General features: G+C 66.9%; 17 protein-coding genes. 6 read left to right on the forward strand and 11 right to left on the reverse strand.

Annotated elements, in window-relative coordinates; translation table 11 throughout:
* Window positions 1-15 precede the first annotated feature (15 nt).
* The 3 genes from ACIBKY_RS43825 to ACIBKY_RS43835 all read right to left on the reverse strand — a co-directional run bounded on the left by ACIBKY_RS43825 (window position 16) and on the right by ACIBKY_RS43835 (window position 2,675).
* Window positions 16-900, reverse strand: a complete 885-nt coding sequence (locus ACIBKY_RS43825; protein ID WP_397106661.1) for an RNA polymerase sigma-70 factor — start codon at window positions 898-900, stop codon at window positions 16-18.
* Complete coding sequence (locus tag ACIBKY_RS43830) at window positions 897-2,063, reverse strand: NAD(P)/FAD-dependent oxidoreductase (protein ID WP_397106663.1); 1,167 nt, start codon at window positions 2,061-2,063, stop codon at window positions 897-899. The genes ACIBKY_RS43825 and ACIBKY_RS43830 overlap by 4 nt, the downstream gene beginning before the upstream one ends.
* Window positions 2,064-2,294: 231 nt before the next feature.
* Window positions 2,295-2,675 (reverse strand): VOC family protein, encoded by a 381-nt coding sequence (locus ACIBKY_RS43835; RefSeq protein ID WP_397106665.1) that lies wholly within the window; start codon window positions 2,673-2,675, stop codon window positions 2,295-2,297.
* 358 nt (window positions 2,676-3,033) lie between these two features.
* Between ACIBKY_RS43835 and ACIBKY_RS43840 the strand changes: the two genes are divergently transcribed.
* Both ACIBKY_RS43840 and ACIBKY_RS43845 read left to right on the forward strand, forming a co-directional pair.
* Window positions 3,034-3,819, forward strand: a complete 786-nt coding sequence (locus ACIBKY_RS43840) for a hypothetical protein (RefSeq protein ID WP_397106667.1) — start codon at window positions 3,034-3,036, stop codon at window positions 3,817-3,819.
* Window positions 3,820-4,091: 272 nt separating this feature from the next.
* Window positions 4,092-4,472 (forward strand): hypothetical protein, encoded by a 381-nt coding sequence (locus ACIBKY_RS43845; RefSeq protein ID WP_397106669.1) that lies wholly within the window; start codon window positions 4,092-4,094, stop codon window positions 4,470-4,472.
* Here ACIBKY_RS43845 and ACIBKY_RS43850 read toward each other — a convergent pair.
* On the reverse strand, window positions 4,426-4,785 hold the full coding sequence (locus tag ACIBKY_RS43850) for a hypothetical protein (protein WP_397106671.1): 360 nt from the start codon (window positions 4,783-4,785) through the stop codon (window positions 4,426-4,428). The genes ACIBKY_RS43845 and ACIBKY_RS43850 overlap by 47 nt on opposite strands.
* 112 nt (window positions 4,786-4,897) lie before the next feature.
* Between ACIBKY_RS43850 and ACIBKY_RS43855 the strand changes: the two genes are divergently transcribed.
* On the forward strand, window positions 4,898-5,143 hold the full coding sequence (locus ACIBKY_RS43855; protein WP_397106672.1) for a hypothetical protein: 246 nt from the start codon (window positions 4,898-4,900) through the stop codon (window positions 5,141-5,143).
* A gap of 529 nt (window positions 5,144-5,672) precedes the next feature.
* Here ACIBKY_RS43855 and ACIBKY_RS43860 read toward each other — a convergent pair.
* On the reverse strand, window positions 5,673-5,987 hold the full coding sequence (locus ACIBKY_RS43860) for a hypothetical protein (RefSeq protein ID WP_397106674.1): 315 nt from the start codon (window positions 5,985-5,987) through the stop codon (window positions 5,673-5,675).
* Window positions 5,988-6,548: 561 nt separating this feature from the next.
* Between ACIBKY_RS43860 and ACIBKY_RS43865 the strand changes: the two genes are divergently transcribed.
* Both ACIBKY_RS43865 and ACIBKY_RS43870 read left to right on the forward strand, forming a co-directional pair.
* On the forward strand, window positions 6,549-7,313 hold the full coding sequence (locus ACIBKY_RS43865) for a hypothetical protein (RefSeq protein ID WP_397106675.1): 765 nt from the start codon (window positions 6,549-6,551) through the stop codon (window positions 7,311-7,313).
* 251 nt (window positions 7,314-7,564) lie between these two features.
* Window positions 7,565-8,224 (forward strand): hypothetical protein, encoded by a 660-nt coding sequence (locus ACIBKY_RS43870; RefSeq protein ID WP_397106677.1) that lies wholly within the window; start codon window positions 7,565-7,567, stop codon window positions 8,222-8,224.
* A 64-nt stretch (window positions 8,225-8,288) separates the two neighbouring features.
* Here the strand turns inward: ACIBKY_RS43870 and ACIBKY_RS43875 are convergent, their stop codons facing one another.
* From ACIBKY_RS43875 to ACIBKY_RS43890, 4 genes are all read right to left on the reverse strand, one after another.
* Entirely contained in the window at window positions 8,289-9,113 is an 825-nt protein-coding gene (locus tag ACIBKY_RS43875; RefSeq protein WP_397106678.1) for a DUF899 family protein, read from the reverse strand.
* Window positions 9,114-9,423: 310 nt separating this feature from the next.
* Complete coding sequence (locus tag ACIBKY_RS43880) at window positions 9,424-11,652, reverse strand: carboxylesterase family protein (RefSeq protein WP_397106680.1); 2,229 nt, start codon at window positions 11,650-11,652, stop codon at window positions 9,424-9,426.
* Window positions 11,653-11,722: 70 nt separating this feature from the next.
* A complete protein-coding gene (locus tag ACIBKY_RS43885) occupies window positions 11,723-13,003 on the reverse strand; it encodes an MFS transporter (protein ID WP_397106682.1) in 1,281 nt (426 codons plus the stop codon).
* A gap of 36 nt (window positions 13,004-13,039) precedes the next feature.
* Window positions 13,040-13,894, reverse strand: coding sequence for an alpha/beta fold hydrolase (locus ACIBKY_RS43890; protein WP_397106683.1), 855 nt, complete (start codon window positions 13,892-13,894; stop codon window positions 13,040-13,042).
* Between the two features lie 52 nt (window positions 13,895-13,946).
* Here ACIBKY_RS43890 and ACIBKY_RS43895 point away from each other — a divergent pair, with 52 nt between their 5' ends.
* On the forward strand, window positions 13,947-14,591 hold the full coding sequence (locus ACIBKY_RS43895) for a TetR/AcrR family transcriptional regulator (RefSeq protein ID WP_397106685.1): 645 nt from the start codon (window positions 13,947-13,949) through the stop codon (window positions 14,589-14,591).
* Between the two features lie 60 nt (window positions 14,592-14,651).
* Here the strand turns inward: ACIBKY_RS43895 and ACIBKY_RS43900 are convergent, their stop codons facing one another.
* Both ACIBKY_RS43900 and ACIBKY_RS43905 read right to left on the reverse strand, forming a co-directional pair.
* On the reverse strand, window positions 14,652-15,731 hold the full coding sequence (locus ACIBKY_RS43900; protein ID WP_397106687.1) for a hypothetical protein: 1,080 nt from the start codon (window positions 15,729-15,731) through the stop codon (window positions 14,652-14,654).
* A complete protein-coding gene (locus tag ACIBKY_RS43905) occupies window positions 15,728-16,684 on the reverse strand; it encodes a hypothetical protein (protein WP_397106688.1) in 957 nt (318 codons plus the stop codon). Before ACIBKY_RS43905 ends, ACIBKY_RS43900 begins: the two co-directional genes overlap by 4 nt.
* Window positions 16,685-16,708: the final 24 nt, after the last annotated feature.

The following is a 16,708-nucleotide window of genomic DNA, read 5'->3' on the forward strand; positions in this document are numbered from 1 at the left end:
GCGGTCATGGTCGCGTCATCGCCGGGTGAGGGGGGTCGTGGATTCGAGGCGGGTGAGTTTGTCGGGGTTGCGGACGTAGTAGAGGCCGGTGATGCGGGCGTGGCCGACCTCGATTGCCAGGGCGCCGTCGATCTCGCCGTCCACACGGATGACGAGTGCGGGGTTGCCGTTGACCACGGCTGATTCGACGCCGAGGGTGCCCGCGGCCTTGCCGAGACCGCCCAGGAACCAGCGGAGTACCTTGGCGGCGCCGGTGATCGGCCGCAGCGCCGCCTGTTTGACGCCGCCGCCGTCGCTGACCAGGACGACCTCGGGGGCCAGCAGATCGAGCAGGCCCTGGACGTCTCCGGTTTCGAACGCGCGCCGCAACGACTCCAGAACCGCCCGGGTCTCGTCGGTGGAAACGATGGCGCGTGGGCGGCGGGCCTCGACGTGCCGGCGGGCGCGGTAGGCGATCTGGCGGACGGCCGCGGGGCTCTTGCCGACGGCGGCCGCGATCTCGTCGTAGCCGAAGGCGAAGACCTCGCGCAGGACGAACACCGCGCGCTCGGTCGGCGCCAGCGTCTCCAGGACGAGCATCAGCGCCATCGACACACTGTCGGCGAGTTCGACGTCCTCGGCCACGTCCGACGTCGTCAGCAGCGGCTCGGGCAGCCAGGGGCCGATGTAGGTCTCCTTGCGGCGCTTCATGGTACGCAGCCGGTTGAGCGACTGCCGGGTGGTGATCCGGACCAGGTACGCCCGCTGGTCGCGCACCTGACCCAGGTCGACTCCGGCCCAGCGCAGCCAGGTTTCCTGCAGGACGTCTTCGGCGTCGGCCGCTGATCCGAGTATCTCGTAGGCGACGGTGAACAGCAGGTCAGCGTGGACGAGAAACGCTTCGGTCGCCCGGCCGCTCATATCCCGGCACTCTCTTGGGCGCGCACAGCTGCCGGGCGCGTGTCGTCCCTGGCCCAGGTAAGCGATCCAGGCTTGCGCGCCTCCCGCGCCAGGTGCTTGACGGACAGCTCGCAGACGTACTCCTTGAGTCTCGCCCCGACGCCGCCGCCCACGAAGAACCCGACCGCGGCGTCATTCCTGGAGGCGAACTGAAAGACGCCGGCGCGACGGCCCAGGCTGAGGCACAGGCCGGCGAATCCCACATTGACGGCGGCGGCAGGTGTGCCCGCGATCCGGCTGAGCACCGTGTCGGCGGCATGCGCGCCGACCCTCGTGGAGGCCTGGCAGCTCATCCGCAACGGCAGGTCTGACGGTGCCGCCGCGTCTCCGGCAGCGACGATGCGCTCGTCGTCCACACTCGTCAACGTCTCGTCGGTGAGCAGGCGCCCCACGGCGTCGACGCTCAGCCCGCTGCGGGCGGCCAGGTCCGGCACCGCGAAACCGGCGGCCCAGATGGTCACCGCGCTCGGCAGCTCACGGCCGCCGCTGAGGTGCACGGCCTCACGCGTCACCGCCGTCACCTTGCTGCCGGAGCCGTCCAGAACGCTCACACCGAGTCTGTCCAGCCGCCGGGCGAGCGCGCGCCGCGTCCGCGGATGCAGATACGGGCCGAGCACACCTCCGCAGGCCAGGGTCACCCTGCGGCCCCGCTCCGCCATCTCGGCCGCGATCTCGATCCCGGTCGCACCGCCCCCGGCCACCGTCAACGCGGCCGTCGCGGGCGCGCGGTCAAGGACCCGCCGCAACCGCCGCGCCTCCTCCAACGTGGCGACCCGATACGCGAACTCAGCCACCCCGGGCACACCTGGTACGGCGCCGCCACTGCCCACCGCGTAGATCAGATAGTCGTAGCCGAGGGCGCCGCCGGACGCCAACCTCACAAGGCGCTCGGCCGCGTCGATCCGCGTCACACTGTCGACCACCAGCTGGACGCCCCCGCCCAGGATCTTTCGGTACGCGACGACCGCGTCGTGGGACCCGCCGGCCAGCTGATGCAGCCGGATCCGCTCGACGAAGAACGGGCGCGGGTTGATCAACGTCACCTTCACCTCGTCGTACCGCGTCAGCCGATTGGCCGCCAGCACGCCGGCGTAGCCACCACCGGCCACCACCACCTCGCTCACGTTGGCCTCCTTCGCTCAGGTTTCACACCTAAGACACCGCGCGCCCCATCGACATAACACCCGCGGAATCGCCCGCCCGGTCTTGCGTAACCGAGGTGTGCGCGAGCCGGAACGCGGTGGCGCCGGGCACCAGGAGGAACACTTCGATGGGCACGGCGGCCCAGCGTTCGCTGAGTCGCTTCACCGGCGTCCCGGCACGCTGACGCCGAGCGATGTTCCGCAGGCGGGGGTTCAGGTGGTCGCCGCGGCAAGGGCGACCGGGTTGCCGTCAGGATCCGTGACGTAGGCCACGCGTTCGCCCCAAGGCATGTCTTCCGGCTGCCGCAAGACGGTGCCACCGTGCCGGCCCAGGTTCTCCACCGCGGCGTCCACGTCAGGCACGTAGACGAACATTTCAAACCGGACCCCGTCAGCGATCGCCGCGCCGTAACGCTCCTGGGGCCAGTCCGCGCTCACCACGGCGATCTCGGCGGTCTCTCGGCGTAGTCCGACGTAGCCGGGTTCACCTTGCTCGGGGAGCTGGAAATGCCGTTGGAACCCCAGCCACTCGTAGAACTGCGCTGTGGTGTTCACGTGCTTGGCGAAGACGACGGGGAACGCGCGTGTCACCATGGGTCTGAGCCTACGCCGGGTCCGGCTACCCCTCCGGGGGAGTCCGGTCCGGCGGTTCTTGAGACGCCACCATCCCGTGGCCCGGCGGTGGCTAACCGGACGGTAGCTCGGAAACAACGTGCAGGTCGCAGGCAGTGAGAACCGGCCTACTGGTTGGTCGCTTTTCCTGGTGTCGGGCCCTCCCGACGATGGATCGGTTCCGCGGGCCGGTGCGCGCCGCCACGAAGTGACCCCGGGCCGGGTTCCCTTGTGATTGGCCCGAGATCTTGGTCTGTGAAGATGCCCCGCAGATCTGGGGTCAACGGCGCCAACGGGAGGGGCATCCATGATCAGGCCATGGATAACGGTTCTGTCGTCTGTGGCGACCCTGACTTTCGGGCTTGAGACGAGCGCCTTGGCGCAGATCGACCCGGCTACCGCTCTGAAGCGTCAACTCGTGGACGGCCGCGGGGCGAAGATCTCACGGTTTCACATGTACGAGCCCGGCTCCAAGACCAGCAAGATGATCAACCGATCCACCGGCATCGTCGAGTTCGGCAAGGGAAGAGTCGTGGCGACTGACGTGGTCCACCACGATCCCAAGACCGGCCCGACGCTCCGGGTCGTCAGCTTCCCGGACCGCTGGTACACGCGGGACTACCCGCCTGACGAGATGCTTCCTGCGGGCAAGAGCTGGTTCCTGCACCCCGCTCCGAGTGATCTCGCGGTGCGGTGCGGGCCGATCGAGCTGAGCCATCCGGCCTCGCTGAAGGCCGTTCTGGCAACCGCCACGGTCAAGCGCCCGGCAGGAACGTACGACAGGGTACGCACCACCCTGTACCAGGGCCGAGTCACTCTGGGCGAGCTCTACAGGGCCAACCCCGACATCCGGATCTCGCTCACCACCAAACCCACCGGCAAGTACGCGAAGATTCCGGTGACCTGGCGGCTGTGGCTCGGCGAGGACCAGCTCGTACGCCGATGCCGAACCTCGTACAACGAGCCGATCATCGTTCCGGGCGTGGTGGACGACGAGCGATTCTCCACCATCGATGACATCCGGCTCTCCCGATGGGGGATCAAGACAGACATTCAGCCACCCCCTGAGGATCAAGTGGCGTCCTACGACGACTTCGACCCATCGGATCTGCCGGAGAACAAGTAGATCTCTCCGCCCCTGAACGGGACCCCTGGCCGCTGTTCGGGGGGTTGGTCGCCCTGTGTTCACCGCTACGAAGGCAGTCGGCTCGACGACGGCCGAATCCGGCTCAGCAGTCTCGGGCCCGGTTCGGCGAAGACACCACAGCCGAACTCGCACTCCCACACGGTAGGTCTCGGTTACGCGCGAGTCCGCAGATCGGGCCCATCAGATCGCTGCGGGGCGTCCGAGGCAGGCGATCAGCTCAAGCAGAATCCAACGCAACCTTGGAGGCGGCCGTGGAAAGTCCAGACCTTGACAATCTCGTCACCTACGAAGAATTGGTATCGCGAACACGTGAGATCGTGTTGACCTCGATTCCCGTCGCGCACGAGGCCATTCTGAGGATGGAAGAATCAATGCTTGCCGACGAGAAAACTCCCACCACTGCCGACTACATCTACGAGGTTGCCGCCAACCTCTTCGAGAGCTTCGTCGATAACGGAGACGATGAATCGCTCGCGGCATTCCTCAGAATGAGTGAGCGCCTTCTTGCGCTGGGCAGTGGACTCGTTACCGAGACCGTGGAGGTCTATATCGCGAAGAACCTGCGCAGGAATCATCCGTACCTCATTAGACAAGCCGGACCTCTCTTGCAAGCGCTTGCTGCAGATCGCTGACGGCGACCGCACCGTACGGCCCGATCGCGGACGGGAACGCCATCGAACGAACACGACTTCGAGGCATGCAACTCGGCTGTAGCAAGGGGATGCCACTCCGGGCAATGGTGTGTCCGCCGTGGCGTTCCAGGTCGAGCTGGTCTTGGAGGACCTGGTTGATCGACTCGATGCGTTTGGCGCAGGGGTTTGAACAGGTGTGCTCCGGCTCTCGGTATTCGCCCTTGCCGGCTTTGGGCAGCAGCCGTATCCCGGCATTGGTCGGGGTGGCTTCGAAGTCGCGGTGTTCGAGGCGCGCTTGCGGGTCGCCACGCACACCGCAGTCCTAGCCACCCAGCTTAACCAAGCTGGTTACGCGACCGGGAGAGAGCTCCGGGCAATCCGAGGGTGGCGAATGAGACCCACTGCCGATTTCCTGAGGAATAAAGATGGAAGATTTCGATCTCGACAGCGTTATCCCGTTGGAGGAGCTGGTAGCGCGCACGCGCCACGACATATGGGCAGCTATGCCTGCCGCCCATGAAGCGATCTCGGTCCTGGAGATTCGCTGTCGCGAGGACCGGGACACTCCGGGGCAGCACGAGTACATTTTGGAGGTTAGTTCGGAGGTCTTCGAGGATGCGGTGGCGCGTGCTCGAAATGCGCAGCCGGTTGATATGTGTCAATGTGGATGACTATCTTGCTAAAGAAGCTCCTCCGACACCATCCGCAACTCATCGAGAGGGCGGGCCCTCACCTGCGAGGACTCACCGAGAGCCGCTGACTGAGCACAGGCGCTCACGCAGTTCGGACGCCCCTGGTAGGTGGCATGGTTTCCGCTAATCTGCAGGATGTGTCCACTGCGGGCCGTGATGTCCCACCTACAGCGTTTCCTCGGGCTCGCTTGTTCCCAGCGCCGAAAACGTGCTCCTGCATTGCTGAAGGGAACCTACTGTGTTATATGACTTCGGCGCCGAGTTGCCGTGCTGCTTCTTCCTCGTCGGAATGGTCGGTCCACGTTGGTGAAGTAGTCTTATAGCCCTTTGGTTTGGGCCATGTCTCAAATGTTTCAGGACACACTTCTCCTGTTTTTCGGATGGAGTGAGTGGTGTGGGCTCGAATACGCGGTTAACGGAGCGGGGTGGAAATCGTCCTGTGCGGCGAATCGGCAGGTCAGGCGATGTGGCCGCGTATTCGGGCCTCACGCGATGAGCTTGTGGTGGCTCAGATTCTTTGATGTCCGACCGATATCGGCCATGAGGTGCTGCTGCATCGGGCGTTTGATTTGACGGAATTAGCGACCCAGGGGCCGTACACCGTGGCGTAGCTGCCGCTGCTGTTCTGACAGAAGAGCACGACCCGTGTCTGAGTCACTCCGCTGCCGCTGCACATCGCCCAGCCAGTGCCGCCGATAGTGCCAATCTGCGCGGAAGTGCTGCAGGTCGGCAACGCGGCGGAAGCGGAAGCGGTCGGTGACATGAGAGTTGTCGCGGCGGCGATTGCGGCCACCAAAAAGCCTAACTTCTTGACACGGTCCATTAGTTACCTCCTTCGGCGTCGATGTTTACTGCTTGATGGTAGCCACAGCTTTGGTGGATATCCATAGGGGATGGTGCGCAATTTGAGCGGGCGGTTTGCGGGCTGGCCGCAGGGTCGTCAATTGAAGTCCGGAATGATAAACGGGTTGTCAGTGAGTGATTGAAAGATCAATTTTATGGGTGGAGCGGAGGTTCCGGCATTGACGGCAACAGGCCATTCGCAAAGCCTCTCCTCGCCACGCAGGCCCAGCGCTCCGACACAACCGCCACCCGTGACCGGGCCAGGAGGAGTCAGGCGCGTTCCTTCGGTAACGGATGGACGCCCCAGTAAGGCGCTCACGCGGGTATGGGGCATGCGTCAGTTACATCGCCGGAGCGCCGTCCTGCGCCGAGTGCCGCCAGGGCCTACTTCCCTTGCGTGGACACCTTCAGACCTCGAAGCCTCGCCGAGCCGGGGGGTGGCTGAGTGGCATGCCGACGATCTGATCCACACCGAGATCACCTCGTGATCGCCGATCGGCAGAATCGGCCCGTATCGCTTCGACGTCAAAGGACCCCCTCCATGAAGCAGCTCGTCGCCGGTTTGCTGGCCGGTGTTCTCATTGCCGCACCCGCGCCTGCCGCCGCGGCCCCATCCGACCCCGTGTCCGCGCTCAAGAGCCGGATCGGCGCGGGCAAGGGTGTGTCGTTCACCGACGTCACCTCCTTCATTGAGCTGTCCGGCCAGACCAAGATCATGACGCGGACGGGAACGCTCCAGTACGGCCGGCGCGGCTTCGCGGCCTCGGATGTTTCCGTCAAGATGGCCAAGCAGGACAATCTGAGCACCTTGTTTGAGCACGATGAACGATTTGTCACCATCGGAAAGGCGACCTACAGAAAGGGCGCCATCTTGGGGGAGAAGCTGCCCAAGGGCAAGAGCTGGGTGAGGACTCGCGCGACGTTGCCTGTCGGGATCAGCGGCATGTTCAGCCAGCCCGTCAACGCGGCCGAGCCGGAGACGCTCAAGGCGCTGATCACCGCGAGCGAGCCCAAGGGTCGCACCTACAGCGGGACCATCACCTTCAGGCAGCTCGCGAAGGCCTCGCCGTGGACCCGGCTGACCCAGTTCGGCAAGCCGGATGACACGGTGATCCGCTTCACGCTCACACTCGGCTCGGGCAATCTTCCGGTGAGGTTGGAGACGGTCCACATGGCCGAGGGGCACTGGCTCGGCCGGCAGCAGGAGGGCGACGAGGTTCGCCACCGGACCGTCTACAAGGGCTGGGGAGCCCGCACCACGATCACCGCTCCGCCCGCGAAGCAGGTCTACACCGGTAAGAAGTAACGGCCCCCGTGGTCGGCCGGTATCGATCCGACGCCTCGCCGGGCCGAGCTGGTGGCGATTCCTGGCCGGTCAAGCTCATGCGATCATCGCGTGTGACGATCCTGCTCAAGAGACGGCGCGCCGCATGGATTCAGCTCCATGATCGCGACGTGCTGGCCGGCCTCCGTGGGGCGATCGACGATCCGGTGTTTCGTTCCTCAGCGCCGGCTCACCGGACGGTGGGCTGCTCTCCATGAACGAAGCTCCCGACAGTGGAATTCTGCACGATACGTGCACACCGGCTCGGCGGAATCGCCACCGGCGAAAGTTACGATCACGCGGTGGACCCAACGAGCGATCTTCCTGGTGCGCCTCGCCGGCGCGCTCCCATGAACGTCGGCGGCGGGACCTGGGGGATGTTCGCCGTATGGCTGGGGCTCGGGGCGATGTACGCGACGAGTGTTCCCGGGTGGCATTTCCTGTGGCTCATGCTGGTCGGCGTCGGCTGGCTGTTGTTCGGCGTCGGCTGGCTGATCGTGCTCGGTGTCCTCCTGGTCAGGCGGGGGAGGCTGGCCGCGTTGCGTCGTAACTGGCCGTTCTGGGCTGTGCCGCCCCTGGTGGTGGTGTTGGTCGGCTCACTGATCTACGTCGGTGCGCCGGTCAGGATACGTTTCGAGTTGTCGCGCAGCAGCCTCGACCACTTAGCGAAGACGGTGGCAGAGGGGACGCCGCCGGGGAAGCGGCGCTGGGTCGGTCTGTATCCCGTCGAATACCTTGAAGGATCCCGCAAGGCTTTCGGCTTCATGATCGAGGACACGGGCTTCTTCGGAAGCTACGGCCTCGCCTGGAGCCCGGACGGCGAGCCGGACATCGACGCCCCGGGCCACTACAGCCACTTCGACGGCCCCTGGTACATCTGGATCGACGATTGAGAGATGATGCGTCCCGTCCAGCGCGCATCACACCGCCATGGGGCGAAGATTCGCATATGCGGCATCAGTGACAGTTGTGAGGCGTGGGCGCTGTTCCGGTCTCCGTGGCTCCGAGGTCGTCGGAGCGTCCGGCGTGGATGCGCGGCCATTGGGCGGTGGGGCGGCCGTCGGTTCGCATGTGTGCCGAATCCCGGTCAACCTGCGGTTGCGGCCAGCCGGAAGGCGAGTCCTCCCAGGGCTCCTGGCGCCCGTACACGGTGAGGTCCATGAGCGAGTAGCTGAAGTCCATCGCCTCCACGCCGCGGCGCGACGTCCAGTAGGTCTCGAAGACGCGGTCGCCGTCCCGCACGTAGCACACGAGGTGCATCAGGCCGAGCTCGCGACCGACGAGGAGCGCGTCAAGGGAGGGTTGTGCCGAGTACCACGGCAGGTCCCAGGCCATGAAGTCGCGATAGCGGACGCTTTCTTCGTAGGACGTCTGGGCGTCGACCGGGCCGAACGCGGTGTTGCGGCCCTGGCTGAACACCGCGTAGGTGATGTCACGGGAGTGCAGGTAGGACAGCTCGCCGACCTGGCTGAGGAACAACGTGCAGCCCTCGCACTGATCGGGCGCGGGACGGCCTGGCCACCACATGAAGTAGTAGGCGATGAGCTGCCGACGTCCTTCGAACGCCTTCAGCAGGGTCACCGGCCCGTTCGGTCCGATCAGCTCAAGGCCGGCGTCCACCTCCACCATGGGCAGGCGCCGGCGGGCAGCCGCGATCGCGTCACCTTCGCGGGTATGGGCCTTCTCCCGGACTCGCAGCGCGTCTACGCCGGCCTGCCAGGTGTCCCGGTCGACGATCGGCGGCAGCGCGGAGGTGTCATTGTTCTTCTGATCATCGTTCATGATCGTCTCCTGGATTCAGTCGTGACCGGGCGTGGTGCCACCCCCGAGAGCACGCCGGTCGTCGCGGCTCCCAGCCGGGCCCGGTGGGCCCTCATCCTCCTCGCGCCGCAGGATGACCACCGGTGTCCTGTTCCATATCTACCGCCGTGCCGACGGATCGCACCGACCGTCGGCGGCGCGTCCTGCTCGTCGACCGTGAGCGGGGCTCGCGCTGCGCCCACCCCGCCGAGAAGGAGAAATACAGGTGAGCGGCGCCACGCTTCCGCACGCCCCGGCCCTGACGGGCCGGGGCGGAGATCGAGCTGAGGCCTCAGTCCATCGTCCTCCAGAGTCCGCAGTTGTGGGTGCGGGCCAGGTTCACCGGTCCGGTCCGCTCCATGGCGATCGACAGTGCCTTCGATGTGCCGCTCCGGTATGCCGGCCATCGCGGACCTGGATCGCCGGTCCTGGCGAACGCCGTCCAGTAGCCGATCAGCTGCTCGGCGAAGGCATGTTCCTCCGGTGTGGCCGGCGGCGGGCCCTCCTGCTCGTTGTCGAGGAAGAACCGGAGGTCGGCGCCGTGGGAAGCCCCGAACGGGAAACCTTGGAGCGGCTCGCGCGGGTGGGCGTACTCGTAGGCGTACACGGGCGCGCGCCGCGCTGCCGCGTCGATCGCCGGTAGCTGGCTGCACGTGCCGGCCACGCCGCCGTGGTCGGTGAGCAGGGTGGCCAGCGCCAGGCTCGGGGTGGGGTAACCGCCGGCGGGGTAGTGGGCGAGGATGCGTGTCGCGTTCTCCGGACCGAACAGCCGCGTCACGATCTGCGGGTACTCAGCCTCGGTCACCGGCTTGCCTTGGCGGTCGTACACCAGCCAGACGAGGCTGCGCGTCTCGTGCTTCGTGCCGCCGTGGATCAGCGGGACGTCGGCGGCCATCCCCAGCCGCATCGCGGTGAGCGGCTGCAGGGGCAGTGCCGGCGTGCCCGCGACGGGGAACCAGGAGACGTCCGCCCGGTGCCGGGCCACCCGGCCGAAGAGCTCTTCGGCGTCGGACCGCCGTACCAGTTCGCCGACCGGCTTGCCGCGCAGGCATTCTTCGGCCGTCGTGGCATCCGCGCAGCCCAGCTCGGCCGCGAACGCGCGGCCATCCCGGTCCGCGGCCTGCTCGGTCTTCATCGGATTGCCGCACGGCGCGCTCTGCACGATGGCCTTGTCGAACAGGCCGCGAGCGGCGGGCGCGGCCAGCTGGGCGCACACGCTGTAGCCGCCGCCCGACTGGCCCCACAAGGTCACGTTGCGGTTGTCGCCGCCGAACGCCCCGGCGTTCTGCCGCACCCAGCGCAGCGCGGCCTGCTGGTCGGCGAGCCCGAAGTTTCCGGCGTACGGATCACGCAGCGACGGATGGCGCAGGAATCCCAGCGCCCCGAGCCGGTAGTTGAACGTGACCACGATCACGTCCTGGCCGACCATCCGTTTCGGATCATAGGCGGCGCCGAAGCCGCTGATCAGGCCGCCGCCGTACACGAAGACGAGCACCGGAAGCTTCCCCGTCCCTTCACGCGGGGTCGTCACGTTCACGTAGAGGCAGTCCTCGCTGCCCGCGGGCTCCGGCGAACGGGAGAGCTGCGGACACTGCGGCCCCGGCCGGGTCGCCTCGCGTACGCCCGCCCACGGCTTCGCGGCACGTGGCATCGCCCAGCGCAACGGACCGATGGGAGGAGTGGCGTACGGCATGCCGAGGAAGCTGCGATGGGTCCCGGTCACCTCGCCCTTCACCCAGCCGCCGGTGGTGAGTACCCGATCGGCCGGGCCGCCACCGTCGTCCGCCGCCACCGTCGTTGACGGCACGACGGTGCTCACCGCCGCGGTCGCCAGGAGCGCGGCGAACACACCCCATCGTTTCACCATGGCCCGCACGATGGGCCGGCGCTGACGGGCCGGTCGTCCCTCGCCGAGGGTCCGCACAGGTGGGGCTCCCGACGGGCTGAGATCTCGTGTGCGTCCCGAGCCTTCCGGTCCGTTGTCTCGCTCGGCTCGTCCTGAAGGCCCACGCAGGACGAGCGCCCAGATGAGAGAGCAGAAGGCCGCCGTCGCGGTAAGAGTCCTGACGATGTCCCAGGTGACCCAGTGAGTCACGAAGTCGTCGCGCACTGCCGCCAGGTTCTGGATACGGGAGGGGTCACCCGCATCCCTCAGCTCGTAGTTGAGCGGAACGTGGACGATGAAGGTGATCAGGAGCGTCACCGCATAGAAGGCGAGTCCGGTGACGATCCAGCGTGCGGCCTTGGCCGAGGCGGCGCGACATGCCTGCGCCAAGGCGACCGCGGCGAACACCGGGGCACCGAGAAAGATGAGGAAGAAGGCCGGATTCTCGATCTTGACGATCGTGTGTTGCATCGCATCGACGAGGGTCCGGTCATCGGCCGCGGTCAGACCCGGCATGACGGCGATCGTGAACGCGCACAGGAGGCCCGCGGACAGCCCCATGGCGAGCACGGCAGCACCCAGCACCTTCCGTCCTCGGTGTCCGTCGGCGGGTTTGCGGGTAGTGTCGTCGGCCATCGCGGCCTCCTTTCGACCCCCTGTGGGGCCGCTGTGGGTGTATGGATCGGGGGCGCGACACGACAGATCGTTACCGCGTGACTCTTCGCGTCTCGGTGTCGCCCGGATCGGATCTGCGCAGCACTCCCGGCAGCGCAAGAGCGACAAGAACGGTGGTCAGCAGGCCACCGCCACCCGCGATGAGAAGTGTTGCCGGTGCGGAAGTGGCGTCCAGCAGGAACCCGCCCGCCAGGTACGACAGCGCGGCGGCCACTCCGATCGCTCCGTAGAGGTTGCCGAAGACTCTGCCGAGCATTCCTTGAGGGACCAGGCGCTGCAGCATGGTGTTGGTGGCCACGTCCATCGCGGCGATACCGAATCCGCGGATGAACTGGGTCATGAACGCGGCGGCGACGGCCCAGGCCAGCCCGGTGAGGAGGTTGCCGGCGCTGTTCACCGCGAAGCCGGCGAGCAGCAGGGTCACCAGGGATACTCGAGCGCTGTAACGGGCCGTCAGGGCGTATCCGAAGAGCAGGCCGATGCCGACGGCGCCGAGAAGCAGGCCGACTGCCGACTGGCCGGCCGCGAAGGATTCGGTGGCCAGGAGAACCAGAGCGACATCGTCCACTCCGTTGAAGGCCACGATGGCGCAGAATCCCAGGGCGATGACCCGGACTACCTTGGCTGACCTGATGTAACCGAGCCCGGACTTCGCGTCCCCCAGGAGCGAGGTCTTCGTTCCTTCGGGGGAGGACGCCGGGGGAAGCGACCGCAGCGTGAGCAGTACCGTGCCGGCAAGCAGGAAGGAGACGGCATCGACCAGGAGCACGCCTCGTATTCCGACGAAGGGGAAGAGCGCGGCGGCGGCCAGCGGTCCGAGAGCCTCGGCCGCGTTGGTGCCGAACCCCAGCGTGGCGTTGGCGGTCTCCAGATCCTTGTCCCGGACCAGCCCGGGTATCGCCGCGCGTGAGGCGGGCAGGAACACCTGTCCCGCGATCGCGCGCAGCCCGACCAGCACCAGCAGCAGGGGGAGCGGCGGCAACGACAGAGCGATGAGCAGGAGCACCGTGCCCTGCGCCAGCTCACACGCGATCATCACCCGCTTGAGATCGAAGCGGTCGCTGATCGCGCCGGCGATCGGACTGAGCAGCGAGGGAACGAAGTCGCCGACGAGCAGCAGAAGTGACACCGCGATCGCCTGCCCCGTGGTCTCGGCGACGTGGAGCATCAGCGCGACGAGGCTGAGCGCGTCACCGCCTACCGAGAGGACCCGTGCCGACCAGAGCGAGCGAAATCCCGCACTGTCGCGTAACAGCTGTAACCCGCTCGCCTTACGTAATTCGGTTTCCGTGGTTCCGCCGGAGACTGACATGGTCTCTTTCTCCTCGGCGAGTGAACGGTCTGGTCATCAGTCCTGTGGCGGTTGGGCCGATGACAGGGCAACGATGTGCTCGGCGAGCACGGTGGGGGCGTCGAGGTGCACGAAGGTCCGTACACCGGGGATCTCGACGAAGGAGGCGTCGCGAAACGCGCGTTGCAGACGCCGGCCGAGTGCGGGTTTGAAGGCGCGGTCGGCGGTGCCCCACACGATCCGCACCGGTCCCGTGAAGTCCTTCAGGCGGGTGGAGACGTCGAGCAGGTCCTTCGGATCGACGGCTCGCAGGAATCGCACCGCGTCCAGGCGGATCTTCTTGCTCCGTAGGCTCGGCTCGATCCATGCCCTGGTTGCGACCGGATCCAGCTTGTTGGCGAGCAGACCGAGTCCGAGGGGTGAGTGGCGGAAGGCCCGTAACCGCATGGGCTGCATGTTGAGGCGCATCCGGAGTTCGCCGCGGAGGAGGCGGAAGATGATGTTGTAGGGGAAGGGCGGGAAGGTGTCGAAGGCGTCGCAGTTCGTGAGCAGGAGCCTGCCGATCCGGCCGGCGTCGATGTCGAGCAGGAACTGACTCAGCGCGCCGCCCGTGTCGTTGCCCACCAGCGTGACGTCGCGCAGGTCGAGGGCCTCGAGGAAGGCCAGGATCTGCCGGGCGACGCCGCGCGGAGACTGGTCGGCGCCGTCTCGCAGTGGTGTGCGATGGGCCCCGAGCGGCCAGTCGGGTGCGTAGGAACGGATGCCTTGCTCGGCGAGGTGGTCGGCGACGCCGGACCAGACCGAGCCGTCGACGAGGAACGCGTGGACGAAGACCACCGGAGGCGCGGCCGAGTTCGCCGGGCCTGCGGCGCGATAGCTGACGGTGCCCTGTGGCAGGTCGATGGTTGTCATGCGGCTATCCTCAGATAGATACAACCTGTATGTAAACTTAGGAACAGACTGTATGCAAGTTTCCCGCCGCACGCAAGCAGAACGCACGGCCGCGACCCGGACCGCCCTGATCGCCGCTGGTAGGAGGCTGTTCGCCGAACATGGATTCGCCGGAGTCGGGACGGAGACGATCGTCAGCGAGGCGGGCGTGAGCCGAGGCGCGCTCTATCACCAGTTCGGCGACAAGACCGAGCTGTTCGCCGAGGTACTCGCGGATGTCGAGGGTGAGATCACCAAGCGGCTCGCCGCCGAGATGTTCGCCGACGCCGACGCTGCCGGCGACTTCGTTTCGTTGATGATGCGCAGCGCCGAAGGCTGGCTCGAAGCCTGCCAGCAGCCCGACGTGCAGCGGATCGTGCTGCTCGACGGGCCGTCGGTGCTGGGCTGGGCGCGTTGGCGCGGCATCTGCCAGGCCAATGTGCTGGGGTTGATCGAGGGAGTCCTCGCCCGAGGGGTGCGCGACGGCGTGCTTCTGCCGCTCCCGGTCCGGCCCCTCGCGCACCTTTTGCTGGCGGTGGCGGATGAAGCGGCGCTCTACGTCGGTGCCGCCCTCGAACCGAACGTTGCCCGGCGTGACATGGTGGCCATCATCCGCCCACTGATCGAGGCGCTCACCCAAGCGGAGCGATCGATCATTACGCCTCCAGAAGGGGCCTAACTGCTGGAGAGAGCCTTGGCCCCTCCGGCAAGCGGCTTTGACCGGCTCGCGGTCAGGCCGCTAGCGCTTCTTCCTGGCCATGGCCAGTTCGGCCAGTCGTTCTCGTCGTGCGCTTGTGATGCGCCGGAGCCCGTACCAGCCGACGGCCACCACCGCGATCACGAAGAACGGCCAGGAGATGAGGTCGTGGGTGCCGGGTGTGAACATCTTGTGGGCATGTCCGGTGTCCAGTGCGGCCACCTGGTCGCCGGCCTGCAGTTCCTCGACGGCCGTGCCGTACAACCAGGCGTCACTCTTGACCACCGTGCCGTCATGAGAGCGGAAGGAGCCGTTCCACGAGCAGGTGACATCACCGCAGTCGCGGTCGATCGCGGTGAACGTCCCGGGCCGGCCCAAGCCCTGGACGGCACGGATCTCTGACGGCAGTCCCTGGGCGAAGAACCCCGCGCCCGTCAGCGCCACCGCGATGAGCACCCAGCCGACCACGTCGTCAAGACTCCCGCCCAGCCAGAGGAAACGCGTCCTCCTCGGCCAGTTCCGTGCCAGGGCCGCGAGATGCCGTTTCTTGGCCGCGCTCGTCTGGTGGCGGGCGACCCAGTCCTGCAGCCGCTGCTCCGCCTGGACGTTGTGTTCCTCGATGCTGCTTGGTGTGCGGGCAAGCGTGACGAATGCGATGACGGGCGTGCGGCGGAGACGGCCTGTCGCATCCAGCCACAGCAGGCGGCCCGACAGGAGGTCACCGACATCGGCCACGTCCTGGATCGGGATGGTGCGGTTGCGCAGCCAGCCCCGCACCGTGACGGTGGCGGGCGTGCAGAGGATCGCCATCCGGAAACCGCGGATTGCCAGGTACGGCATCGCCGGCGCGGCTACGACGATCAGGCTGTAGGCGACCGGGTCGGGGACGACCAGATCCTCGGTGAAGAAGATGACGGTCGCCAGCACGACGTACGGAGCGACAAAACCGGCAAAGGCATTCCCGCAGCGGATGATCAGATCCGGGCGTAAGTGCATGATGGTGTCCTGTTCGGCCGCAAATCTCGGCTCAGTGTCCACATGGCCGCCTCCGTTCGGCAAGCCACAGTGGCGAGCCCGGCGGATGGCGCCGAAGCTTCGGCTGGGCCGGCCCGTGAACGTCACCCCGGTGAGGAGGGCTGGGCGGGGCGGGGGCCCCAGATGTCGGCTGCGCGGTTGGCCAGTACGTAGACAAGGTTCACGGTCAGGATGGCCGGGGCGACCACCGCCACGAAGCCGGGGAATTCCCGTTCAAAGGCCAGGGCCAGGATCACCGCCGTGATCCCGTTCTGTTGCGCCAGCCCCAGATGGATCCGGTCGATCATGGGCAGGCCGTGGGTGAGTACGAGCGCGGCGAGCATCTGGGCGGTGAACGCGGCCAAGCCAAGGAGCAGGCCCATCGCCAGGTTGGTGCCACCGACCAGCAGCAGTCCCATCAGGAACGCCGAGAGGGCGAAGGCGGCGGTCACCGCCCGGGCGAGCCAGCGGGAATCGGGCAGGCGCAGGTACAGTCCGGCGGTGGCGATGCCCAGCATGAGCGAACTCCAGGCCGCGGAGGCGATCGCGGAGACCACGGCCAGATAGGTCAGTACGGGCGGCGCTTTGCGAACGAGCCGCCACAGTCCGTAGGCGGCCGCGGCGAACAACGCGTTCAGTCCCAGATCCATCAGGTAGGACGTCGACAGGCCGTCGGTGGGCCGGCTGAGTGACACGGCGTAGAAGGCCAGGATGATCGTCACCGGATCGTCGAAGGACGACCATGCGCCCAGGATCGTCCTGGCTCGATCGGACAGTCGGTTGTCGGCCATGACCGAGGCGACCGACAGCGGGTCGATTTGCGCCATCGCCACCGCCAGGATCACCGCGCGCGGATCGCCGGAGACGAGGTAGACGACTCCCGCGATGAAGGCCGCCTTCAGCAGGACGCCGACGGTGACCGCGAGCAGGATCAGCTTGCCATGCTGGCGGGCCTCGGCCCGGTCGATGCCGTGCGTGCTGCCGTACAGGCCGACTGCCAGCAGCAGGCTGCTGAGCAGCAGATAGGTCCCCGAGTGCGTCAACCCGCGAATGTCGGCCAAGTCAGCAGTAAGCCATCCGAAGCC

This window comes from Nonomuraea sp. NPDC050394, from assembly GCF_044459065.1.
Classification (GTDB): domain Bacteria; phylum Actinomycetota; class Actinomycetes; order Streptosporangiales; family Streptosporangiaceae; genus Nonomuraea.